Source organism: Clostridium sp. BL-8, assembly GCF_002006495.1.
Taxonomy (GTDB): domain Bacteria; phylum Bacillota; class Clostridia; order Clostridiales; family Clostridiaceae; genus Clostridium.
The window spans coordinates 163793-185881 of the sequence record NZ_LZZL01000012.1; the positions used below are offsets into that span (position 1 = coordinate 163793).

Annotated in this window: 30 protein-coding genes and 1 pseudogene; 2 read left to right on the top strand and 29 right to left on the bottom strand. The window is 29.0% G+C overall.

Annotated elements, in window-relative coordinates; translation table 11 throughout:
- Positions 1-20: 20 nt before the first annotated feature.
- The 20 genes and pseudogenes from CLOBL_RS05890 to CLOBL_RS05990 all read right to left on the bottom strand — a co-directional run bounded on the left by CLOBL_RS05890 (position 21) and on the right by CLOBL_RS05990 (position 14453).
- Complete coding sequence (locus CLOBL_RS05890; RefSeq protein WP_077858166.1) at positions 21-827, bottom strand: class I SAM-dependent methyltransferase; 807 nt, start codon at positions 825-827, stop codon at positions 21-23.
- Between the two features lie 62 nt (positions 828-889).
- The gene (locus CLOBL_RS05895; RefSeq protein WP_009170282.1) at positions 890-1096 is read right to left on the bottom strand and encodes a hypothetical protein; all 207 of its coding nucleotides are present in this window, start codon (positions 1094-1096) and stop codon (positions 890-892) included.
- A 118-nt stretch (positions 1097-1214) separates the two neighbouring features.
- The gene (locus CLOBL_RS05900) at positions 1215-1604 is read right to left on the bottom strand and encodes a VOC family protein (protein ID WP_009170281.1); all 390 of its coding nucleotides are present in this window, start codon (positions 1602-1604) and stop codon (positions 1215-1217) included.
- 80 nt (positions 1605-1684) lie between these two features.
- Positions 1685-2254 carry an alpha-ribazole phosphatase gene (cobC, locus tag CLOBL_RS05905; protein WP_077858167.1) on the bottom strand — a complete coding sequence of 190 codons (570 nt, stop codon included), beginning with the start codon at positions 2252-2254 and terminating at the stop codon, positions 1685-1687.
- A gap of 131 nt (positions 2255-2385) precedes the next feature.
- Positions 2386-2868, bottom strand: coding sequence for a GNAT family N-acetyltransferase (locus CLOBL_RS05910; protein WP_077858168.1), 483 nt, complete (start codon positions 2866-2868; stop codon positions 2386-2388).
- A gap of 102 nt (positions 2869-2970) precedes the next feature.
- Complete coding sequence (locus CLOBL_RS05915; protein ID WP_077858169.1) at positions 2971-3492, bottom strand: GNAT family protein; 522 nt, start codon at positions 3490-3492, stop codon at positions 2971-2973.
- Positions 3493-3576: 84 nt separating this feature from the next.
- Positions 3577-4014 carry a GNAT family N-acetyltransferase gene (locus CLOBL_RS05920; RefSeq protein WP_077858170.1) on the bottom strand — a complete coding sequence of 146 codons (438 nt, stop codon included), beginning with the start codon at positions 4012-4014 and terminating at the stop codon, positions 3577-3579.
- 128 nt (positions 4015-4142) lie between these two features.
- Entirely contained in the window at positions 4143-4661 is a 519-nt protein-coding gene (locus CLOBL_RS05925) for a 2'-5' RNA ligase family protein (RefSeq protein ID WP_077858171.1), read from the bottom strand.
- A 73-nt stretch (positions 4662-4734) separates the two neighbouring features.
- Positions 4735-5244, bottom strand: a complete 510-nt coding sequence (locus CLOBL_RS05930) for a GNAT family N-acetyltransferase (protein ID WP_077858172.1) — start codon at positions 5242-5244, stop codon at positions 4735-4737.
- A 94-nt stretch (positions 5245-5338) separates the two neighbouring features.
- Entirely contained in the window at positions 5339-5731 is a 393-nt protein-coding gene (locus CLOBL_RS05935; protein WP_077858173.1) for a hypothetical protein, read from the bottom strand.
- Positions 5732-5753: 22 nt separating this feature from the next.
- A pseudogene (locus CLOBL_RS28470) lies at positions 5754-5948 on the bottom strand (GNAT family N-acetyltransferase); the annotation flags it as partial.
- A 193-nt stretch (positions 5949-6141) separates the two neighbouring features.
- The gene (locus CLOBL_RS05945) at positions 6142-6615 is read right to left on the bottom strand and encodes an isochorismatase family protein (RefSeq protein ID WP_077858174.1); all 474 of its coding nucleotides are present in this window, start codon (positions 6613-6615) and stop codon (positions 6142-6144) included.
- Positions 6616-6686: 71 nt separating this feature from the next.
- Complete coding sequence (locus tag CLOBL_RS05950) at positions 6687-7379, bottom strand: alpha/beta hydrolase (protein ID WP_077858175.1); 693 nt, start codon at positions 7377-7379, stop codon at positions 6687-6689.
- Between the two features lie 132 nt (positions 7380-7511).
- Positions 7512-8120 (bottom strand): hypothetical protein, encoded by a 609-nt coding sequence (locus CLOBL_RS05955; RefSeq protein WP_077858176.1) that lies wholly within the window; start codon positions 8118-8120, stop codon positions 7512-7514.
- Between the two features lie 338 nt (positions 8121-8458).
- A complete protein-coding gene (locus tag CLOBL_RS05965) occupies positions 8459-9094 on the bottom strand; it encodes an HAD family hydrolase (RefSeq protein WP_077858177.1) in 636 nt (211 codons plus the stop codon).
- Between the two features lie 131 nt (positions 9095-9225).
- On the bottom strand, positions 9226-9993 hold the full coding sequence (locus CLOBL_RS05970; protein ID WP_242953788.1) for a class I SAM-dependent methyltransferase: 768 nt from the start codon (positions 9991-9993) through the stop codon (positions 9226-9228).
- Between the two features lie 609 nt (positions 9994-10602).
- Positions 10603-11448 (bottom strand): MurR/RpiR family transcriptional regulator, encoded by an 846-nt coding sequence (locus CLOBL_RS05975; protein ID WP_077858179.1) that lies wholly within the window; start codon positions 11446-11448, stop codon positions 10603-10605.
- A 314-nt stretch (positions 11449-11762) separates the two neighbouring features.
- Positions 11763-12923 carry a class I SAM-dependent RNA methyltransferase gene (locus CLOBL_RS05980; RefSeq protein WP_077858180.1) on the bottom strand — a complete coding sequence of 387 codons (1161 nt, stop codon included), beginning with the start codon at positions 12921-12923 and terminating at the stop codon, positions 11763-11765.
- Between the two features lie 16 nt (positions 12924-12939).
- Entirely contained in the window at positions 12940-13488 is a 549-nt protein-coding gene (pyrR, locus tag CLOBL_RS05985) for a bifunctional pyr operon transcriptional regulator/uracil phosphoribosyltransferase PyrR (RefSeq protein ID WP_077858181.1), read from the bottom strand.
- Positions 13489-13535: 47 nt separating this feature from the next.
- Positions 13536-14453 (bottom strand): RluA family pseudouridine synthase, encoded by a 918-nt coding sequence (locus tag CLOBL_RS05990; RefSeq protein ID WP_077858236.1) that lies wholly within the window; start codon positions 14451-14453, stop codon positions 13536-13538.
- 286 nt (positions 14454-14739) lie between these two features.
- Here CLOBL_RS05990 and CLOBL_RS05995 point away from each other — a divergent pair, with 286 nt between their 5' ends.
- Together CLOBL_RS05995 and CLOBL_RS06000 are read left to right on the top strand one after the other, a co-directional pair.
- A complete protein-coding gene (locus tag CLOBL_RS05995) occupies positions 14740-15513 on the top strand; it encodes a motility protein A (RefSeq protein WP_077858182.1) in 774 nt (257 codons plus the stop codon).
- 14 nt (positions 15514-15527) lie between these two features.
- The gene (locus tag CLOBL_RS06000; protein ID WP_077858183.1) at positions 15528-16277 is read left to right on the top strand and encodes an OmpA family protein; all 750 of its coding nucleotides are present in this window, start codon (positions 15528-15530) and stop codon (positions 16275-16277) included.
- A gap of 140 nt (positions 16278-16417) precedes the next feature.
- Here CLOBL_RS06000 and CLOBL_RS06005 read toward each other — a convergent pair whose 3' ends face one another.
- The 9 genes from CLOBL_RS06005 to CLOBL_RS06045 all read right to left on the bottom strand — a co-directional run bounded on the left by CLOBL_RS06005 (position 16418) and on the right by CLOBL_RS06045 (position 22005).
- Complete coding sequence (locus CLOBL_RS06005) at positions 16418-17056, bottom strand: DivIVA domain-containing protein (RefSeq protein WP_077858184.1); 639 nt, start codon at positions 17054-17056, stop codon at positions 16418-16420.
- A gap of 13 nt (positions 17057-17069) precedes the next feature.
- Positions 17070-17834, bottom strand: a complete 765-nt coding sequence (locus tag CLOBL_RS06010; RefSeq protein WP_077858185.1) for a YlmH/Sll1252 family protein — start codon at positions 17832-17834, stop codon at positions 17070-17072.
- Between the two features lie 2 nt (positions 17835-17836).
- The gene (locus tag CLOBL_RS06015) at positions 17837-18091 is read right to left on the bottom strand and encodes a YggT family protein (RefSeq protein WP_077858186.1); all 255 of its coding nucleotides are present in this window, start codon (positions 18089-18091) and stop codon (positions 17837-17839) included.
- A 12-nt stretch (positions 18092-18103) separates the two neighbouring features.
- Entirely contained in the window at positions 18104-18556 is a 453-nt protein-coding gene (gene sepF, locus CLOBL_RS06020) for a cell division protein SepF (protein WP_009170257.1), read from the bottom strand.
- The gene (locus CLOBL_RS06025; protein WP_077858187.1) at positions 18549-19235 is read right to left on the bottom strand and encodes a YggS family pyridoxal phosphate-dependent enzyme; all 687 of its coding nucleotides are present in this window, start codon (positions 19233-19235) and stop codon (positions 18549-18551) included. Before CLOBL_RS06025 ends, sepF begins: the two co-directional genes overlap by 8 nt.
- Positions 19236-19319: 84 nt before the next feature.
- The gene (locus CLOBL_RS06030; protein WP_077858188.1) at positions 19320-20054 is read right to left on the bottom strand and encodes a DUF881 domain-containing protein; all 735 of its coding nucleotides are present in this window, start codon (positions 20052-20054) and stop codon (positions 19320-19322) included.
- A 12-nt stretch (positions 20055-20066) separates the two neighbouring features.
- Positions 20067-20459 (bottom strand): small basic family protein, encoded by a 393-nt coding sequence (locus CLOBL_RS06035; protein ID WP_009170254.1) that lies wholly within the window; start codon positions 20457-20459, stop codon positions 20067-20069.
- 12 nt (positions 20460-20471) lie between these two features.
- A complete protein-coding gene (locus tag CLOBL_RS06040) occupies positions 20472-21200 on the bottom strand; it encodes a DUF881 domain-containing protein (protein ID WP_077858189.1) in 729 nt (242 codons plus the stop codon).
- Positions 21201-21207: 7 nt separating this feature from the next.
- Positions 21208-22005 (bottom strand): FtsQ-type POTRA domain-containing protein, encoded by a 798-nt coding sequence (locus CLOBL_RS06045; protein ID WP_077858190.1) that lies wholly within the window; start codon positions 22003-22005, stop codon positions 21208-21210.
- Positions 22006-22089 lie beyond the last annotated feature (84 nt).

Below are 22089 nucleotides of genomic sequence, written 5' to 3' on the forward strand. Positions count from 1 at the left end.
ATCTTATAAACATTCCAATTCTATTTAATTCCTATCCTCATACGGTAGCAGAAATCTATTTTAAATTCATTGTTATCAAAAGTATTAATAATTTTCTCTTTAAACGATGATATAAATGGACTTATTTCATCTATATTTGCTTTAATAATAGACTGAAGTCCTCCTTGACTTAAAGCAATTTCAATAAATCTTTGTGCATTACAAATTTCAGTATTTGAAAAAACTATTTCTCTTACATAACGGAAATTCATACTATTTTTAATATTAGAAAGATGATTTTCTTTGTCCCATTTTATAAAACTATCTTTAACGTTCGAATATGTGGACTCAATTTCCTTTACTTTATCAAAAAGTTTGTTATATTCAGCTTCCGCTTCCCAATTACATACTGGTGGCCAGTCACAATCATAAACTGCAAAAATGCCACCTTTCTTTAATATTCTTGCCACCTCATTTAATGTACTTTCTGGATTCATCCAATGAAATGATTGAGAACATGTAATAATATCTACTGAACTATCTTCTAACCCGGTATTGTCTGAAAATGCAGAAACAAAATTAACATTATCTAAATCAAAAGCCTTTTCTCTTGCTAATTTAATCATGTCGTTACTTGGTTCTATACCAATTACCTTATTGCTTATATCACTCCAGATTATTGTGGAAAGACCTGTACCACAACCTAAGTCCACAACAATATAGGGATTCTTTCCTAAATATCGTAGTAATATTTCTTTAACTTTTTCTGGACATTTAGGTCTTACACTATCATAAATATCAGCAAAGCCTAAAAATCTGTCTGCATTTATCTGTAAGTTCTCTCTCATGAACTTATCTCCTTTCAACATCAATATATTTCTCTTGTGTTTTAATGTAATAATTCATGTAATTACAATACTTCTTTTAATTCAATACACTTTTTATATAAAGGATCAAGCTCACAACCACAGTTCCCGCATTCTTTATCTGCTTGTTCTATTGCTTTAATTAATTCTTCCTTTGCCCCATTTCCATCAAGATATGCTTTTGAAGGAATAGCAATTAAGTCCCAACCAGACTGTGCAAATTTTTCTAAAATTACTTTTAATTCTTCCATTATAAATCTCCTTTAAGCTTTGTAAGTAAAATATAAATAATCTTTATTTTACATAATCTAATTTCTTTAATAATATACTAAGTAAAGTCTAAATTAACCAAAACAAGCCAATCAGAATTTACTCATTAAATGAACCAATCTCAATAAGATTTCCTTCAGGATCTGCAATATAACACGTTCTTTGTCCCCAAGGTTCCGTTGTTGGTTCCATTACTGATTCTGCTCCTTTAGAAATGATGTCTCCATATACTAAATCCACATCACTATACTTTAGTACACTTAAAGCAATTTCATAATGCCCATTGATACCACCAACATAATTAAATCGCTTATTTGTCATTTTTTCAAAATCATTTCTTCCATAAAACATAAACAATGTCCCATCTTTTTTAAGCATTACGTTTGGTTCTTTTCCATCCCACTCTATTTCAAATCCAAGAATATTTTTATAAAACTCAACCATAATCTTCATATCATTTACGAATATTCCAATGCCATCCAGTCTCATTTTAATCTTCCTTTCAAAATTTGTAATTTGCTATTTGTTTTCATGAATAGTGGTTATAAACTTAATAATTCTTTCTTCTTTTACCTTATTAATGAATCACCATCTATTTCTGTAATTGAAGTATTATTTGTTTTAAATTTAGTCATTTCATCAAAAGGGGTGTTGGTTAAATAACATTGTATACACATAATTACAGCACTATGAGTTACAATTACAGCATTATCACAATTCTCATTTACAATCTTATGTATTGAAGTCAAAACACGCTGTAACATATCCTGATATGATTCCCCTTTTGGAGGTTTAGCATATCTTCTATTTGCATACCATTTTTCATATTCTATTGGATATTTTTCTTTGACTTCAATCCATGATAATCCTTCCCATTCTCCAAGATTAATTTCCTCTAATCCTTGTATTGATATATATTCCACATTAGTAGCCTTGCTCAAAATTTCTGCTGTTTTAACTGCTCTTCTTTGTGGACTTGAATAGATTTTTGTAAATTTATATTTATTTTCTAATACCTTATTACTTAATTTTTCTGCTTGGATAATACCAGTATCATTAAGTTCAATATCACAACTTCCTTGTATTTTCCCTTTTACATTCCAGTCTGTTTGTCCATGTCTTATAAAAAATAATTTCATAAATTACCTCCAACATATATCCCTATAAATAGTCCATATCCCCTTAAGCTGTGTTGAATTTGATATTGAGACATAAAAATAGCACATATTAAAATACAATTCTAATTTTATTTGATTTTACAAATTAGAAATTATGAAATTACTTTTTTTAAAATAAAACTACCTTCTTCTAAATCTTTCGGATCTTTTATTTCAATTACATTAAAACCACACTTATTGACATAAAAATTATGATTTCTATGAGAAAAAATAGGAGTCTCAGTATTCCATACTCGAGTATTTGGATACATGCTTTCAATTTCACTCCAAATTTTTGTTCCAATTCCTTTATCCTCATAATTAATATCAATAAATAAATTACCTAAGCAGTTTTCATTATTATCGTTAATCCAAAGAATTACTCCTCCGATAAGAATATTATCTAAATATATACAATAGGAAGTTGCTTCTTTATTCAATCCCCATTTCCTTAAAAATGTACCATCATCATATCCAGGAGGACCACCAGTTTCTTTTCCCAAATGAATTTTGGTATCATAATCAAAGGCTCTTCTCATTATTTGAGTAAGATTAAGGATATCTTTTTCAGTCATTTTATTAAATTTTATATTCATATTTACTCTCACCACCAAATTATAATTTGTAATACTTAACCTTATATTTTACACTTGCTTACTGTTACATTTTATAAGAATGTTACATATTAATATCTATATTTATAATTTCCAATCATCTCTAGTAATAGCCATTAAGTAAAAATCTCTAAAATCTCCATCAACAAATTTATACTTCTTTAATACTCCTTCTAGCTTAAATCCAGTTTTTTCTCCAATTGCTTTCATGCTCATATTGTCAGTTCTGGTTATGTACTGAATTCTCATTATATTTTTAGTTTTAAAAAGATAATTAACAAATAATCTTATACATTCTATTCCTATTCCTTTACCTCTTGATGACTCTTCAGCTATTAACAAACCTATTTCGAGAGTAGTATTACTGCCTATAACTTCTATAGAGTTTATTTCACCTATTGGATTGCCATCCTTATCTTCAATTATTGCATAAAATCTAGTAGCATTCTTTGTACTTTTCTCGAAATTTTCTAAAAAAATTTCTTTATATACCATATCAATATCCATAAAATCACCTAAGCATTTTTGGCTCTGTATCCATAAATAAAAAAGGTCAAAGTCTCTCTTTTCTATAGGCCTTATTGTTACATTATCTCCTTTAAGCATAATTATCCTCCCTTTTCAAATTAAAATTTATATGCTGTTTTACAGTTATTTATCATTCTGTTTTATCTGAAAATCACAAATAGATTATTTTAAATTTAATTCCATGATATAATGTGTTTCTGTTTCACTTTTTGTTAAAAATCCAAGTCTATCATATAATGTTTTAGCAGGATTCATTTTAAATACTTGAAGCCATACTCTACTATAATTTTTATTTTTTGAATCAGCGATTATTTTACTTATTATCTCAGTACCAATTCCCTTGCTTTGATATTCAGGTAATATTTCAATAATCTCAATAAAAATAGCATTATCATTTGAAGAAACTGCTACAACACCTATGTCTACATCATCGTAAACTATAATTTTATACTTTTCATGTGAAAATTTATCTCTGAAAAATTTTTGTTGTATATTTTCTTCCCATCCCCATATCTTTTCTATATATTTCAGCATTGTAATTTTATTTAGCTCATATAAAAAATTATAGTCCTTGTGTGTTGCATATCTTAAATCAAACATGTACTATACTCCTTCATTTTTTACTTTTCATTGAAGAGCCTTATATCCATGCTCCTGGATTTAATTCTCTTTTGAACATTTTCTCGCAACAGTATACCATTTCGATTTATAATATAACTTAAACTTTCTTAATTAAGTTCATGCTCTATTACAATAATTGATTCTTGATGCTCACCAATCATTTCAACTGATATCTTTTTTACCACAGTGCTAAATTTCTCGTTATAATGTTTATTTACATCATCAAATGCTTTATTAAGTAACTCCAAAGAAGATACTTTCCCGACTGTCATATGCGGAACATAATTATTCCCCATGTTAAATTGCTTTAGTTTATCTTTATATAATATGTCATGAATGTTTTTAATTACGTCTCTCCCTTGCACTACATTTAGAAATAAGTATTTTTCAGCTTTCTCTTCTTTTTTGCTAAAACCTTCTAATTCAACTTTAAATGGATGTATATCTCTTAAACTTTCTTTTAAATATAAGCTAATTTCCTCATTAGTTATTTCACTATCAAAAGGAAAGACTAAAGTAATATGTGGTAGCACTAAATCTACCAAAGGATCATATTTTTTGCGTATATTATTTATAACATGAATATTCTCAAATTCAGGAAAAATCATGATAGTTCTTGTATTCATACTTACATCTCCTTCACAAATTACTTTTTATAAGAATTCAAATTATACTCCTAAGCACTTAAGAAATTTTTAGTTATATATTATTTATCCAGTATCGTTGCTCTATAATTCCGTCAACTTCAATCTCATTTTCTAATATGCCTTTATTATTGAGAATGCTTTTTGCAGATGCTATATTATTCTTATCACAAACCATTAACACTTTATTTATTTCTAATTTCTTGCATTCCTCTAGTGCTAGTACAATCATTTTGGTTGCAATTCCTTTTCTGCGCTCAGAAGGTCGCACTCCATCACCAATATGTCCACCATTTTTTAATAGATTATCATTTAAGAAGTGTCTGATATTTACAGCTCCTACAAAAATATTCCTTTCTTCATCAAGGCAAAAAAAGGTTGAGTCAGGCACCAAATTAGTTCTATTTTCTTTTACTTCCAAACTATCTACATATATTGTATAATCATGATAATCTACTTTTCTAATTGCATACGGTATAATTTTCTCTCCTGTAGCATACCATTCATCCATCATATCTAATAATTGTGGCATATATCTTTTTTCTAATTTTACAAGTTTAAGCATATCCAATCCCCTTTCTTCTTTTTAAGTAAACTACAAATGATCTTTATCTAATGCCATCTAATATCATTTTAGTCTTCCTATCAAAATTATAATTCTATAATAATCTTTTTATTTTTTCTATCGCATTTTCATAGTCTGATGCCTTTATAACTGCAAAATACTTTCCAAATTCCTTTGTCCACATGTCCATCTCTTCGTCAATATCAATTACTTTATTCATAAGAAAACAAACTATTTTACATGTGGTTTGTGCCATACTAGGTAATAATATAGAAAATCCCCACTCTACATCCGCATTATCATCTTCAAAGCCATTTCTAGCATCCACAACAAAATTACTTGCTATATTTTCTTTAAGAAGCTCACATGCAAATGATGTTGGTCTTCTATAATCATCTCCACAAGCAAACTTTTTCCATGTTAGTAACACTACTTTATCCTTATCAATAAATTTCACATTACAAAACTCCGAATTAAATTCTTTCATCTATCTTCCCCCATCTTTGTATTTAATAAGTGTATTTGTACTTGAAATACACCATATCAACTAATTGCTTTCCGCATTCATAAATTGGATTATCATAATTATCTATAAAAAAATCTTTAATTATATGAGACTCTGTAAATCCACAGCTTTTATAAAAAGGTACTGTTAAAGGGCTATCTCCTGTTCCTACATACATTGTATCGCAATTATTTCTAAATAAGAATAATACTTCCAATAAGTAAAAAAATCAAAAATCCAATTAAAATTGATTTCTTCATATTTCACCGCACTTTAACTCGTTATAGTTTACTACTACTTTTTTAAGGATATTGTTAATATAAATTCATTTACCGAAATCATAATATCGCCATTTTTTCTTAATGAACAATTGAATTTTACATGTTTATTGTTTAAGATGTAAAAACCACTCCTATTTTCTGCAATTTCTTTTTCATCTTTCTGAATTTGCTATAGTTTCTAATACCAATTAGCGATTCATTAAATAAAACTCTATACCGCTTAGCTACTCCATCAATAGCTGAAGCTCCTACACAGTAATTACCATCTACTCCTACTAATTCAAGTTCTCTCGCATCGACCTTCTGTAAATACTCCAATAACTGTTCACTAGAAAAACAACTTGCCTTTCTTTTTTCAAACACATTATTAGATATGATAGAAAGCCCGTCAACTAAACTTTTTTGCTTTTTCCCAATTTCCCAGAAAAATCTATTTACAATATAAATAACTGATTCATTAGAATATTCCGAAATTTTTTTATTAATAGAATATATAAGTTCTTTAGCATTATAAGGATACATTCTTATATTCCTAGAATTCCCTACATAGTCTTCCTGCATATCTATAACTAATAAACATCTCATTAAAATACCTCTTAAAATTATAATTTATAACTCAAATTTGAATTTGTAAGCCATAAATTCTATTGATCTTATTAAATATACTTTCTTAACCATTGTGTAACAGCTTGTGATTGTTCTTTTGTATGAAAAGAATGTTCACTTCCCTTTGATATTGTTAAATCACTATGGAACTTATTTGTGAAACTATCTATAACCTCACGATCTTGCAGATTATCCTCTGTTCCATAAATAATTGCAGTAGGTATATCCCATTTATCAATTGGATATTCTTTTACATAACAGTAATAATCCCATGAAAGTATATCAATTGGTGTGAATATTTCCTTTTTTTCTCTAAGTTGCTCTTCTGTAACATTGAACCATTTAAACATTTTACCTATAAGATGCTCCATGTCAAGAATTGGTGATTGAAATAAGCATTTCTTGATTAAAAGATTTTTATATGCAATTAAACTAAAATACGCACCAAGGCTACATGCAAATAAGCTTATCTCCGTCCAATTTTCTTGCGCATATGTTCCAATTACTTCAAGGTCATGTGTCCCATTCCAAACATTACATTTATAATTTGTATCTTTTCGCTCACCATGTTCTGGAAGGTCAAAACTAAGAACTTGATATCCTCTTTCTACCGCTATTTCCGCAAATTCTTGTGCACTTTCCTTATTTGACATTTTTCCATGAACAAATATATACATTTTATCCGAAGGTTCTCCCCATAAAATCGTTGGGATATTGCCTATCTTTATTTTTCTTAATTTCATAATTAACTCCTTTTCATTGAATAGACCTCCGATTATCCCAACCAACAGGCTAATTATTCTTTCCAACCTAATTCCCACTAATACAAAATAATTTACTATTCTTAATTGGTTATTTTTATATTAATATTAAATTTAGTTCTTTATATAATCTGATGCATTTTTATGTTGGGATGGGTCTATATGCTTTGAATTATATATATTTACAACTCTTTCAATGCCATCATCAGACATCTGTGAAATATATTTTTCAATATAGCTCCAATTTCCTGTTTTCTGTATGATTTCTATAGCTTCTGCATCTGCTTCATTTGCTGAAATATCAGACATATCCGCTTTGTTTTTTTGATTATCTTGTCCCATAGTTAAATACACCTCATTATCTTGACTATTCCATTCAACTTGGAAATGCATATATTCCAGCAATTCGTCCATCGGCATATATAATTGAGGTTCTGCGCTTTCATCATTTTCAATAGTAATTAAAGGTTTTTTTAGCTCAATCTCTTTACCATTAAAATATATCTTACTATTATTTATAACTGCTGACCTTATTCCTTCTCCTGTGGCAACATTATTCTTCCCACTAGTGGATTCTGCTTTTTTTTCGTCTGATGTAACTGCCACCGCATTTTTCTCTTTAGTTGTTGCTGACATTTTCCACACTACTGCAAAAACTGTGGAAACACCTACCACCCCAATGACCAAACCTATAAATATACTTTTAACATCAAGTTTTTTCATCTTTATCCTCCTAATAAGAATCAATTACTTTTCCAACAATATCTGCAATCAATGCAGGGTTTTATATTGGAATAATACGCATTTATAATTTTGTATTCTCCATCTAAGTGTTTAATAAATTCATTTACCAAAGTCATGGTATCACCATTTTTTCTTGGTGAACCATTAAATATAAGTGCCTTCCTCTAATTTTCTTCTTTTTTATAAAAAAATGTATATCATCCTAGTTTCGCTTCATCTTACTCTTCCGTTTCTCGTATATGCCTTCTTGGAATTAAAAATAATTTATTATACATTTAGATAATATAAGATGTATTAAAATTTGTAATATTTCTATCTCACAAAATACTACCTACAATTCTATTTATATCAAAAATGTTATTTATTGAATATTTCATATTATCTAATTGGCCAAATCCATATTCAGCATAAATAAATGGTATTCCAGCATAATTAGCTCCTTCTAAATCGCCATTTGTATCGCCCACATATACGGATTCGTTTAGTTTATTTCTTTCAATAATAATCTTTATATTTTCTCCCTTACTTTTTCCTGTTCTTCCTGACATCTCGATATCCTTAAAATAACTCCATAATTTATGATAATCAAGAAAAGCCTGTACATATCCATCTTGACAATTGCTTACAATATACAGAGAATAATTTTCAGATAATAATTTTAACGTCTCGTTTAACTTAGGATATAAAATTCCACCATGTTTTCGTAAATATCTTTGCTCTTCATTACAGCATTCTTTAAGTATTTCCACACTCTTTTCTAAATCCATTTCAGGAAACATAATCTCTGCTATAACATTAATTGTTTTTCCCATAAATCCTTTCATATCATTTATTGTTATCTGCTTATCAAGTTCACTATGTCTGTTTAGAACAATATTCCATGCTGGCACCACCTGTGTTGAAGCATTCCACAAAGTACCATCTAAATCAAAAATTATTCCCTTTTTACTCATTGTTTCCCAACTCCTTCTAAATAAATTTCTTGTAACAACATTGTAAATCAGGTTTAGTCTTTTACCACCACAATGCCCAATAGTTCTTGCTATTATGATCTATGTGATATTGTTTTTCTCAGTAATCAATACTATAATTTAATTGCTTTAATAATAAACGAAGTATTAATTAATTTAGCTTTGTGCTTTGAATAGTATTTTAGTGTAAACTCATGTTCCTGAGTAAGAATATCCTCATCAGTTTCTTCAATTAACTTATCAATTTTAAATCCTGCAGATGCCAGTTCGTTAATATATGACGATAATTTCCAGTTCTTTAGTTTCATTGCTTGATTGCCCTTTGTTAAATCAATAGTCGCTTCATCCAAATACGACCTGTAAAGCGTATATTTATTGCCTTCTGCTTGCATACACTGCATCAATGGGTTGTCCCAAGAAAATATAAAGACGCCAGATTTCTTTAAGTATTTATAAACTAAATCTATGGATTGTTTTAGATCGGTAGTCCATCCAAATGCATATATGGAGTAAACAAAATCAAAGTAATTTTCTGGTATGCCTGAATTATTTTCCATAGGTGACACAAATAAATTCGCATTTATGTTATTTTTAGATAAAAGTTTTTTTGCATTCTCTATCTGTTTTGAAGATAAATCCACCCCCCATAGCTCTTTAGCACCACGTTTAGCTGTATATAGCAGAGAATGTCCACTACCGCAACCAATATCTAAAACTTTTTTATTATCTAATAAATTAAACAAATTCAAATTATCTTCTTTAGGCAAAGTCGGACCATATGTAGGTAGTGAAGTTGCCCCAAACCATTCATCGGCAATAGAATCCCACCCAATCTTATTTTGAACTAATATTTCATTTTCTTTCAAAATACCATCTCCCATTCATTATATAAATAATCTTTGGTTCACAATAATCTACTAATACGCGTTATACAATATACACATTATACCATAATTGTATTTATGACCAAATCAAATTACACAATTTCTATTATTCTCACTTTATAATTTTAAATCTTTGTAGCTATAAAAGTATTTGCCTAATCCCCTTTCAGTCATTAAATAAAAATAAAGGCACCAACTTAATTCTTAACTTTAAGTCGATACCTTCATTAATATAGAGAGAAAAACTTTATAAATTTGACTTGTATAGTTTATTTATCTAATAAGTTGAATATAGATATTGCAATTTCTATATTCAACTTATTAGATAAATATATTTACATCTTTGCTAAATTTAAAGTGGATAGCTTCACTAGAAATCATAAATATTGTTGTGCAGTCAGCCTTTGAAAATAAGCTGTTGAAGCTACTTAATGGAAGGTTGTTGCATTTACTGCTTGTCACAATGTATATTGGGAACATGCAGAAATGTGTGCAAACTTCCATTTAGTAGCTTCCAGCAAAATCTTCATAGTCTGACGAAACAACAATATTTATGATTTCGGTAATCTGCCACATAACTCAAGTTTTAAAGTTACACCTCTATGCCTAAATGAATAAGTCAAATTTTCTCCACGCTTCGTCTAATAATTCTACATTGCTATTAAAAAAGTCTTTCTTTTCTTTTTCAACACAAGCAATTAAAGCATTAATCAAACTTAGTGGTGCTGAAAAGGATTCAATAAGTGTTGAACCTTTACTTATAGCTGTTAATGTAACATCTGAGTATGGTACGAGCGGAGATAACATATTATCTGTAATTGCTATAGTAGTAGCTCCTTTTTTCTTCAAATGAGTATAGATTTCTACAGTGCTCCTAGCATACTTTTCAAAGCTAATTCCAATAACTACATCCTCATCACACGCCTCACTGATCTGCTTTGGAATTTGCTCTATGTTTTCAATTAAATAAACATTACTAAACATTAAATCAAGATAATATTTTAAAAACGTTCCGAGTACTGTGGAACTTCTTCTTGAAACTATATATATTCTCTTAGCACCTAATAATAAATCAACTGCTTTTTTTAATTCATATAAGTTAAGTTCCTCCATGGTCAATTTAATATTATTTAAATCTTCTTCAAAAATATTATAAATTTCTTTTTCTTCATCACTGTTTTTTTCAAAATCAACTTTTATACGTTCAGTCTTAGACACCTGCTCCTGCATAGATTCCTGTGTATCTTTTAGAAACTCTGGATACCCTCTGTATCCCAAAAAGATTACGAATCTAGTGACAGTCGCAATACTGACTCCAGATAATTTAGCCAATTTTTCAACAGTTAAAAAAGGCGTACTGTTTGGATGTGATAATATATACTTTGCTATCTTTTCTTGCGATTTACTCATATTGGGTATCTTTTCTGCCATTTTTTGGTACACTTCTCCCATCATATGAACCCCTTTCTTCTAAATTATTTTTAATAAATACTATTTTACTTTTTAATCATTAATTTATGAAATTCAATATTAAATCAGATTTATATTCAAATTTAAATTCAAATAATATTTTTTAATAAAACAAAAAAAAGCACTAACAATATTATTTAATTGTTAGCGCCTTTGCTACCATATTTAGCTTTATCTCATTTTATCATGAGCAAAATATTTTGTAAATATATTTACAGGCTATATTTGTTAATCTTTCATTTATTAACTATATAATTAATTTTGCTTAACTTTATTAACTTTTACTACCGTTATTTTTAATATATTAACTGATTGATTAAAATATCTCCATGGTTTTTAATCTTTTCATTGTCAAAATATTGATAATAATAACATTTAATCTTACCATTATATAACTTTCTATTTTTAGTAGATTTTACTCCAAATACCTTTTCAAAAGGTTCGAAGGAAGTTAATATATTAAAATCCCAGCTTTCTAATTTTTTCTTTGTGTTACCCATATGTTTATAAAGGGTATTTAGTATTTCTTTCTCTCCTATTCTTTCTCCATATGGTGGATTAGATATAACGAATCCATATTTTCTAGAAGTAGAAAACTCCATAAAATCTCTCTTTTGAAATTCTATATATTTGTCCACTCCAGCTTTTTTAGCATTTTCCATTGCAACTTTAAGCACTCTGTAATCTATATCATATCCTATTAATTTAATATCCTTATTTTTTTCAGACTTTTTAGCACCCTCTCTTACTGTATTAAAAGTGTTCCCACTCATTAATGGCCATGTTTCGCATACAAAACTTCGATTCACTCCAGGTGCTATGTTCTGAGCTATCATAGCTGCTTCAATTAATACAGTTCCAGAACCGCAAAAAGGATCTATAAGCTCAAAATTATCATTCCATCTAGATGTTAAAATCAATGTGGCAGCTAGTGTTTCCTTTAAAGGAGCAATACCTGCAAGCTCTCTATAACCCCTTTTATGTAATCCTGGACCTGTTGTATCTATTGTAAGTGTAACTATATCTTTTAATATTGACACTTCTATTTTATATACAGGACCACTTTCACTAAAGGTTTCTATTCCATAACTTTCACTCATGCTCTTAACAATAGCCTTTTTAACTATTGACTGACAGTCTGGAACACTATGAAGAGTTGATTTAATACTTTTTCCAACAACATGCATTACTCCATCTATTGGAATAATACTGCTCCAATCGACCTTTTTCGTTCCTTGAAATAACTCTTCAAAAGATTTTGCTTCAAATTCAGCCATTTTTATTAAAACTCTATCTGCAGTTCTTAAATGAATGTTGCAAATTGCTATATCCATTTCATCGCCTTCAAAAGTCACTTTCCCATTTTCTATCTTTAAATCCTCATATCCAAGTCCCTTTAACTCTTTTGCTGTTATACTTTCTATCCCAAAAGTACTTGTTGCAATTAGATTATACATATTTTAGTCTCCTTATTTATTCATTTGAATTTGAATCGTATATTTTAACTGAATCTTCTTCATCAATTTCTTTTAATGACACTGAAATAATTTCATCCTTTGAAGTTGGAATATTTTTTCCTACATAATCCGCCCTTATTGGTAATTCTTTATGTCCCCTGTCAATGAGAACAGCCAGTTGAATACCTGTAGGTCTATTTACATCTATAATAGCATCAATTGCTGCTCTGGCAGTTCTACATGTATATAAAACATCATCAACTATTACTATCTTCTTATCCTTTATTTCAGGCCCTAAATGCAGGTTTTTTGCCTCAGCATCCTCATGTAGTACTGTCAAATCATCTCTATATAATGTTATATCTACAGAGCCAACTGGAACGTCTTTGCCTTCAATACTTTTAATATAGTTTGCAATTCTCTTTGCAAGTGGATAACCTCGAGTTTTAATTCCAAGTAAAACTAAGTCTTCAACTCCCTTATTTCTTTCAATTATTTCATGAGAAATTCTAATTAATGTTCTATTTATAGCTTTTTCATCTAATAGGATTGCTTTTAATTTCATGATACCCCTCCACTATTATTTTAAATAATTTATTAAGTTATCTAATATTACTTTAATTCATTTCTTAATTTATCTAATATTATTTGAAAGTATTCTGGAAGTTCTGTAGTAAATTCTGTATATTCATTTTTACTCGGATGTATAAAACCTAAGGTTTTAGCATGAAGCATTTGACCTTTTAATTTAAATTTCTGTTTCTTAAAACCATATAAAGGATCTCCAACTAGAGGAAACCCAATTGATGCCATATGTACTCTTATTTGATGAGTCCTTCCAGTCTCGAGCACACACTTTATTAAGGTATAACCATTATACCTTTCAATAACCTCGTAATGAGTTACTGCCCTTTTCCCACCTTCAACTATTCCTATCTTTAACCTATCCTTTTTACTTCTAGCTAAAGGCTTATCAATAGTCCCTTTATCATTTTTTATTCTGCCTTCAACTAACGCATAATATTCCCTTTTCATAGAATGATCCTTCAATTGCTCTGAAAGCTTATTATGAGATTCATCATTTTTAGCAACTACCAAAACGCCTGAAGTGTCTTTATCTATTCTATGAACTATTCCTGGTCTTACTACTCCATTAATACTTGATAAATCCGTACAATGAAATAGTAAAGCGTTTACTAATGTTCCATTATAATTACCTGGTGCAGGATGAACTACCATTCCTTGTTCTTTATTTACAACTATAATGTCTTTATCTTCATATAATATCTCTATTGGTATATCCTCTGGATCTACATTTAATATCTCTGGTTCATCAATTATTACCTCAATTTCATCAGAAGATTTTACCTTATAATTGCTCTTAGGAATTTTATTATTAACCTTAATATTTTCTTTTTCTATAAGCCCTTGAATAAAAGATCTTGATTTATCATAAAAAACTTCCGATAAATACTTATCAATTCTTATTCCTTGATCTTTTTCATCAACAACAAATATATTTTTTTCCATATAATAATACCTTTCTATCATGCAGATTCTTTCAACATTATAATATATTAAATAATACTTTACAAATAATATTATAGGAAATAATTTGTAAAATTTCACATTATATTAGTCTAATTTTGATAATTTTAAGAGTTTTACATTTATTTTATAATATGTTATCATTATTTAGTATTAGTATATACTTATGCATTGTGTATTAATATTCTTATTGTTCCTATTTTAGGTCATAATATGAATAATTAATCATAAAATTCAAATTTCACGTATAAATAAGGGGGAAAAATTTATGGACATTATGACAATTCTGGGTGTGATATTTGCGTTTGGCTGTATAATATTAGGGTATGTATTATCACACGGGTCAATACTCGCACTGCTTAGGGGAGCTTCTGCATTAATTGTAATAGGGGGTACATTAGGAGCTACTACTGTTTCTTTTCCAGCAAAAACCGTAAAAAAACTGCCTAAAGTGATAGCTTTAGCTTTTAAGCAGAGAAATATTGACTTACAGCAACACATAGCATATTTCAAGGAAGTTTCAATTAAGACAAGAAAAGACGGTCTTTTAAGTTTGGAATCTGAATTGACAAGTGATTTGGATCCATTTATTAAAAAAGGTCTTCAAATGGTAGTAGATGGTATTGATCCAGCTTCTGTTAAAAGCATTTTAAATACCAAGCTAGAAAACCTTTCCTCAAGACACGAAGATTGCATTGAGATGTTAACTGCAGCTGGTGGATATGCTCCTACTATGGGTATCGTAGGAACAGTAACAAGTTTGGTTATAGTACTTGCTAATCTTAGTGATGCTGCTAAAATGGGTGGAGAAATTGCTTCAGCATTCGTTGCAACATTATATGGTCTTGGTACTGCTAATTTATTTTGGCTGCCTCTTGCTAGTAAGCTAAGAGAAATGAATAAAGAAGAAATCATAGAAAAAGAAATGATTATCGAGGCGGTTCTTCTTGTACAAGAAGGTGTTAACCCTAATACTTTAGTAAGTAAACTTTGTAGTTATTTAACTGAAGAACAAGCTAAGTCATTTGATAATCAAATATAGAAGGGGTATTAGCTATGAGGAAAAGTTCAAAAAAAGAAAAAGATGATACTGAGAGATGGATGCTTTCTTATTTAGACTTTATAACCTTACTCATGATTTTCTTTTTAATGATGTATGCTATTTCTAATGTTGATAGCAAAAAATCTCAGGAACTTGCAAGATCGCTAAAGATTGCTTTTAATCAAGGCAGCGGGCAAAATGTCATTGCTATATCTGATAGTACTAATTCACCTCCTGATGTAGTCGATGATACAGATAATCCTGATGATTCATCTGCTGAAACAGAAAAACTTTCTGATATAAAAGCAAAAGTTGATGCGCTTGTTAATAACTCCGAATTAAAAGGAAGTGTCTCTACTTCAATTCAAGAAAGAGGTCTGATAATAAGTTTTAACGATAATGTATTTTTTAATAGTGGTGAAGCAGAAATAAAGCCAGATTGGCAAAGTAAGTTAATATCTATATCAAAAGTGTTAAACGGAATTGATAATTACATACATGTTGAGGGGCATACTGATAATGTAGCCATCAACACAAACTACTTTCATTCAAACTGGCAGCTTTCAGCCGTCAGAGCAGCAAACGTGGTTGAATTTCTAATTACAAAAGGAAATGTTAAACCTGAGAGATTATCTTCTTTAGGATATGGTGAATACAGACCTGTTCAAAGCAACGATACCGAAGAAGGAAGAGCTGCCAATAGAAGAGTTGATATAGTAATTTTAAATAGTAAATTTAATGATTCAGAGACTAAAGAAAATTAATATCTATACTAATTAGAAATTTTAATTAAGAATTATATACATAAAAAAATCACATTTCATATGTGATTTTTTTATTATCAAAATACAAAATCAACATAAAATATTCTTATGCTGATTTTAATTTCCTATATCTATTGCTCTTATTCACTTTGAACAAAAAAACTCTTTATTTCATTTAATTCATCATTTAATGAAGTATTTTTTTGGTTCGAAATAGCCTTTTCTTCAGGTTTACTTAATTCCTCATCAAAAATTATTTCTTTTTCTTTTAATTCTTCATGTACTACTTCATTATCATCCACCGGATCAGATATATTATAATTTTTAACAAATTCTTTTTCTAAATCATCAAATGTTTCCAGCTGTGTATTCATGAAGTTCCTATATTTTGCTCTAAATTTAATAAATTCCTGCTTAACTTTTTCGTATTCATCATTGATTTGTATAACATCATTATGGGCTTTATCCATAATTTTTTGTGCTGCTTCATTTGCATTTTTAAGTAGTAGCTCAGCCTCTTTTTGTGCAGAATTTTTAGCTTGCTCTGCTGCATTTTGGGCTAATAGCAATGTATTTTGAATAGTAGTTTCAATCTTAGAATAATGTTCTAACTTTTCATTTTGATTTGTGAGTTTTTCTTTTAATGTAGCATTTTCTTTATAAAGTTCTTCATAATTTTCAACTACTTCATCTAAAAACTCATCAACTTCATCAGGATTGTATCCTCTTAACCCCTTTTTAAATTCTTTATTGTTTATATCCATTGGTGTTAACTTCATACTTTCACCTCAATTATGTATATTTTTTTATAATAATCTTAATTCTTCCACTCTTACTGTTTCCAATAGAATTACCTAATATAAATTTACCAAAACCTCTAATTGTAATTCTTTCTTCACCTTTTAGTTCATAACTTTTATCTTTTATCTTAATGTAATCTATAAGCACCTGACCTTGTTCAATCATTGCTTGCGCTTTAGCTCTGGATAACCTTGTAATTTTAGAAACCACACCATCAATTCTCAAAGAAGAAACCAAAATGATCTCTTCTTCAAATGAATGCTTTGGAATTGGTCCTAAACTATCAATTACTTCTGCTTTACAAACGACTTTAGAAATTCTATTTATATTATATAAAACGAACTCTTCTATATCCTCATGCATTGGAATATAACAAGCATCTTTATCTACCAATAAATCGCCGATCTTGCTTCTTTCTATCCCAAGAGATAAAATTCCACCCAAAAAATCCCTATGGGTAAGATTTGTAAACTTTGATGTATTCTGAATTTTAATCAGTTTCATAGGGAAAGGACTTTCGTAAGTATTGTTAAATGAAACCATTCTTCTTTCAGCATCTTCAAAAAGTCCATTACTTTCAACTTTAAAATCTCTGGTACTCAAATTGTTTTCAAACCATTTCCATACATTTGGGGTATAAAAGCTTCTTCCAAATACAGTAATATTCTTATTTTGGGATAATAGATATCTTTCATATAAATTTAATGCTTCATCTCTTTCATCATCTGTAAAATATTTAATTATTCTTTCCTTCATAGCTAACGTATAAGACCTCTAAGTAAATTCAAAACTAAAAATGCAAATATAGGTGAAAAATCAACCGGAAGTCCTGGAATAAATCTATCTTGTAGTCTTCTAAAAGGATCCAAAATAGGATATATAAAATTATGTATTAAATTTACAAACCTATTTCCTTGAATTTGCGGAATCCATGAAGCTATACATTCTATGAATATAGCAAGTTCCAATAAGTTAAATAACAAATTAAGAACCATATAAACACTATATATCATATTTTATTCCTCCTACTTAGACCAATTAAATATTGCTTTTGAACTAAGTTCATTCTTTAATTCGTTTGTCACCTCAACGTTTGAAGGTGAAAGAATATATACACCCTTTTCAATCTGTTGCAGTTCTCCTCCTAAAGCATAGCAAGAGCCACTAATAAAGTCTAATAATCTTTGTGCTATTTTTAATTCTAACATTGTTGTGTTTACTAAAACTATTCTTCTGTTTTTAAGTGCTTCGCAAATCTCTGTTGCTTCTTCATAATCAACTGGTTTAGTTATTGTTACCTTTGTAGTTGAAGATGTATGAATATTTACAACCTTGCTATTTTTCTTATTTGTAATAACAGGCTCCATTTCTTCTTCATCTTTCATCTCATTTTCATATTCTTCATCTTCGTAATCATCATAATCCTCATAATCCTCAAATCCTAATAAAGATTTAACCTTTGACAAAACGTTACTCATTTTTTCCGCCTCCTAAATTATAATTTCTTTCTCCAAATATTCCTGTTCCTATTCTAACTAGATTAGAACCTTCTTCTATAGCTGTCATAAAATCATGAGTCATTCCCATGGATAATATGCTCATCCTGATATTTTTATATTCTCCTTCTTTTTCCTTAAGCTCATCAAATATTTTTTTTGTTCTCTTAAAATATTTTCTGTTGCTTTCCTCATCTCCTACTGGAATAATGACCATTAAACCTTTTACAGATACATATTTGCACTGTTCAATTGCTCTTATAAATTCATATAAGTCCTCTTCTAATATTCCGCTTTTACTATCTTCCCTTCCAATGTTAATCTGAATGAGAGTATTTACAGATTTATTTGCTTTTCCAAAAACTTTTTCTATTTCGTTAAGCAGAGCAATGCTATCTAAAGAATGTATTAAATAAACCTTATCTACTAAATACTTAACCTTATTACTTTGAAGATGACCTATCATATGCCATCTCACATCCTCATGAAAGCTTTCTGCTTTTTTTATAATTTCTTGGACCTTATTTTCTCCAAAATCCCTCATTCCAGCCATATATGCTTCTTCTAAATCTTCTAACGGCTTTGTTTTAGAAACAGCTAAAAGCTTCACCTCTCTTGGAATCCTAGATTGTAATTCTTCTATATTTTGTTTAATTCCCATAATCAACACCTAAAAAACTATTCCTTTCCTCATAAGTTATATTCTATACAAAATTAAAATTTCCTTCAAAAATATTAATTTATTTTATTTCTTTTCATCATCTCTAGCCATATACTTAACATTTGAATTTGCTGTTGTTGGCGGCATTATTATTTTATCAGATTCCTCAATATTAACATAAAGCTTTCTAAATATAAGCTGCTTTACATGACTTCCATCTTCTAAAAGTGCTGCCTTTAGCTTTTCCGGATCTCCTATGGCATAAATATTAAATGGAGCATATTCCATACTTCCATCCTCGAAGCCTATGAAGGCCCAATTACATATTACTCCAGACCACGGCACAATTCTATGATTATTAACGCTAATAGCCTCTGCCCCGGCAGCGCGTAATTCATTTAAAACCAATGCCATATCATAATCATGGAGGAGTTTGTCATGAATTTCATCTGAATTATCTTCAAGTACATTTGTAGTTCCATCATTTATAGTTAATATAATTCCAGAACCTTCTGCTTTAGTTAATCCAATAAGTGTTTCATAATCACTTATCTGAGCCTTCATGTCTTCTAAAATTTTATCATTTTTAGTATCATTTTCTTCATAATTCCTTATTTTATTCATCTTTTCACTATTATCTTCTCTAAGGTCTCCTACCTCTCTATATAAAGCAGCTCTTTCCTCTACAGCATTTAGATATTCTGTTGAATTTAACTGATTATATGTTTGGCCCCTTTGAAAATTAAAGTTCATCGATATTAATGCCCCTAATATTATGGTTGCAATGAAAACAAAGAAAAACCCCTTATTATTTTTCATCACATCACCTCTTTATTTAATATCATTTTCTTCTTTATTATCAGTAACACTTTTAGTCCTATTCTTTCTTCTATTCTTAAATTCTTCTAATAATAATCTTCTTATAATTGCGAAATTATCAAATATTCTTCCTCCAAACACAATTACTGCTGCCATATATATTGGTATTCCTAGCTTGTCGCCTAAATAAGCAAGAGCTGCTGCAAGAAGTGCATTACCAAAAAACCCCGATATAAAAATATCTGGTTGAAAATTCTTAGAAAGATTCCCCCTAATTGCTCCAAATACTGAATCCAAGCATGCAAGTATAGCTACAGACATATATGGTGATAATTTATCTGATATATTAACATCTAATACAAATCCTAATATTATTCCAATTAATAGTCCTATTACTGCAATCAAATTAATTCTCCCCTATTCTTTAACTGACTTCATAAAGTCATTTTTCAATGATTGTGTTGTCTTTCCTATAAATATGTCATCTTCTGATTTTACATCATTATTGTAATTAAGAAGAGCTAGATAATCTAAAGAACCTGGAAAAGATATTCCCACATTAAGTCTTCCTTTATCTCCAATTGCTTTGATTACAATCTTATCTCTTGGATACACTCTTCCTGTCGAACCTATTGCAATACTATTTCCTGCTGTTTTAATCCCTGTCTGAGGAGTTATCCTAATATCATTTATAGATATTGCCTCTGCACCAGAATACCAAAGTAAATTCACTATATGAACAAGTTCATCTTCACCCAAATCTCGGTTTCCATCACTAGAAGTGCCTCCAAACATTGACGTTTTAGGCGTTATGGTAAGTACTACACCTGGCCCTTTTACATCAACAACCCCTAAGTGCATTCTAGCATTATCTAGCTGGTTTTTTATATCCGAACCAACATTACCGTCTTTAGCCGCTGTTTCTTCCATATCCTTAAGTTGTTCAGATAATTTAGAATTTGTAGTCTGTAATTCTTCTTTCTCTTTCTTTAATGCTTCAATTTCTGAAATTATATCATTTTTATCATAATTATTAATATTAGATTCAATATTCTTGTTAGATAAGACTTTAAATTGATATGCTAATAAAAAACCTAAAAGTGCACAAACAATTGCTACAAATAATTGAGATCTAGATATCTTCATCCCTAACCTACCTTTCTTCCTTATAATATACAGGTGCTCCATTAAAGCCTACATCTACATATCCTTTTACAATTCCAATATTAGGATTTTCTATTATATGTAATAGCTTATTCATTTTATCAGGTATGTTTTCATCATCGCCTAGTCTACCTTCAACTTTTCCTATATATACTTTTATATTCATAAAATCACTTACATCAATGGAATCTATATTGAAATTAGTAGGATTGCTTTTTATTATTTGATAAAAAATATTCAAAAGCTGCAATGTTCGATCATCATCTGAAACTTTACTTCCTAAATCAACATTTTTTAACTCAATTCCTTTTAAATTTACTAAACTCCTATTTTCAACATTATCTGTTTTTTCTAGCAATCTCGCATCACTATCTAGTACATAATTTTGTCCATCTTGTTCAATATAAAAAGCTCCTTGTTTTTCTGTCACCTTAATATTAACTTGTTTAGGATATGCCTTACTTATTTCAACACTTTCAACATATGGATTTTTCTCTGCCTGCTCTATAATACTTTTATTGCTTATAAACAGAATATTTTGGCCTATCAAATTCTCTGTATTTTTTTTAACGTCTTCTCCACTCATTACTGGATTTCCTAAAATAGCTACTTTTTTAATTATAAAAAAATTCGATTTAACTGAAAAAATTGTTATCCCGACAGCAAAAATTATACTAATTAATATAATTTTTCTAATTAATCTTCTCTTTTTTAATTTTAAGATTAATTTATTATTATTCGTTATTCGTTTAGTATTTTTTAACTTATTATGATTTAATTTTGCCATATACATCCCTATTCTTAACATATTACATATACTGTAATATGCTTTACTATAATAATATTTTATATAAATTTCATATATAATAAT

Bases quoted from the DNA above. Each gene is read 5' to 3' on its own strand.
- CLOBL_RS05890 (WP_077858166.1), bottom strand. From the start codon at position 827: ATGAGAGAGAACTTACAGATAAATGCAGACAGATTTTTAGGCTTTGCT.
- CLOBL_RS05895 (WP_009170282.1), bottom strand. From the start codon at position 1,096: ATGGAAGAATTAAAAGTAATTTTAGAAAAATTTGCACAGTCTGGTTGG.
- CLOBL_RS05900 (WP_009170281.1), bottom strand. From the start codon at position 1,604: ATGAGACTGGATGGCATTGGAATATTCGTAAATGATATGAAGATTATG.
- cobC (WP_077858167.1), bottom strand. From the start codon at position 2,254: ATGAAATTATTTTTTATAAGACATGGACAAACAGACTGGAATGTAAAA.
- CLOBL_RS05910 (WP_077858168.1), bottom strand. From the start codon at position 2,868: ATGAATATAAAATTTAATAAAATGACTGAAAAAGATATCCTTAATCTT.
- CLOBL_RS05915 (WP_077858169.1), bottom strand. From the start codon at position 3,492: ATGCTTAAAGGAGATAATGTAACAATAAGGCCTATAGAAAAGAGAGAC.
- CLOBL_RS05920 (WP_077858170.1), bottom strand. From the start codon at position 4,014: ATGTTTGATTTAAGATATGCAACACACAAGGACTATAATTTTTTATAT.
- CLOBL_RS05925 (WP_077858171.1), bottom strand. From the start codon at position 4,661: ATGAATACAAGAACTATCATGATTTTTCCTGAATTTGAGAATATTCAT.
- CLOBL_RS05930 (WP_077858172.1), bottom strand. From the start codon at position 5,244: ATGCTTAAACTTGTAAAATTAGAAAAAAGATATATGCCACAATTATTA.
- CLOBL_RS05935 (WP_077858173.1), bottom strand. From the start codon at position 5,731: ATGAAAGAATTTAATTCGGAGTTTTGTAATGTGAAATTTATTGATAAG.
- CLOBL_RS05945 (WP_077858174.1), bottom strand. From the start codon at position 6,615: ATGAGATGTTTATTAGTTATAGATATGCAGGAAGACTATGTAGGGAAT.
- CLOBL_RS05950 (WP_077858175.1), bottom strand. From the start codon at position 7,379: ATGAAATTAAGAAAAATAAAGATAGGCAATATCCCAACGATTTTATGG.
- CLOBL_RS05955 (WP_077858176.1), bottom strand. From the start codon at position 8,120: ATGAAAAAACTTGATGTTAAAAGTATATTTATAGGTTTGGTCATTGGG.
- CLOBL_RS05965 (WP_077858177.1), bottom strand. From the start codon at position 9,094: ATGAGTAAAAAGGGAATAATTTTTGATTTAGATGGTACTTTGTGGAAT.
- CLOBL_RS05970 (WP_242953788.1), bottom strand. From the start codon at position 9,993: ATGGGAGATGGTATTTTGAAAGAAAATGAAATATTAGTTCAAAATAAG.
- CLOBL_RS05975 (WP_077858179.1), bottom strand. From the start codon at position 11,448: ATGGGAGAAGTGTACCAAAAAATGGCAGAAAAGATACCCAATATGAGT.
- CLOBL_RS05980 (WP_077858180.1), bottom strand. From the start codon at position 12,923: ATGTATAATCTAATTGCAACAAGTACTTTTGGGATAGAAAGTATAACA.
- pyrR (WP_077858181.1), bottom strand. From the start codon at position 13,488: ATGAAATTAAAAGCAATCCTATTAGATGAAAAAGCTATAAATAGAACA.
- CLOBL_RS05990 (WP_077858236.1), bottom strand. From the start codon at position 14,453: ATGGAAAAAAATATATTTGTTGTTGATGAAAAAGATCAAGGAATAAGA.
- CLOBL_RS05995 (WP_077858182.1), top strand. From the start codon at position 14,740: ATGGACATTATGACAATTCTGGGTGTGATATTTGCGTTTGGCTGTATA.
- CLOBL_RS06000 (WP_077858183.1), top strand. From the start codon at position 15,528: ATGAGGAAAAGTTCAAAAAAAGAAAAAGATGATACTGAGAGATGGATG.
- CLOBL_RS06005 (WP_077858184.1), bottom strand. From the start codon at position 17,056: ATGAAGTTAACACCAATGGATATAAACAATAAAGAATTTAAAAAGGGG.
- CLOBL_RS06010 (WP_077858185.1), bottom strand. From the start codon at position 17,834: ATGAAGGAAAGAATAATTAAATATTTTACAGATGATGAAAGAGATGAA.
- CLOBL_RS06015 (WP_077858186.1), bottom strand. From the start codon at position 18,091: ATGATATATAGTGTTTATATGGTTCTTAATTTGTTATTTAACTTATTG.
- sepF (WP_009170257.1), bottom strand. From the start codon at position 18,556: ATGAGTAACGTTTTGTCAAAGGTTAAATCTTTATTAGGATTTGAGGAT.
- CLOBL_RS06025 (WP_077858187.1), bottom strand. From the start codon at position 19,235: ATGGGAATTAAACAAAATATAGAAGAATTACAATCTAGGATTCCAAGA.
- CLOBL_RS06030 (WP_077858188.1), bottom strand. From the start codon at position 20,054: ATGAAAAATAATAAGGGGTTTTTCTTTGTTTTCATTGCAACCATAATA.
- CLOBL_RS06040 (WP_077858189.1), bottom strand. From the start codon at position 21,200: ATGAAGATATCTAGATCTCAATTATTTGTAGCAATTGTTTGTGCACTT.
- CLOBL_RS06045 (WP_077858190.1), bottom strand. From the start codon at position 22,005: ATGGCAAAATTAAATCATAATAAGTTAAAAAATACTAAACGAATAACG.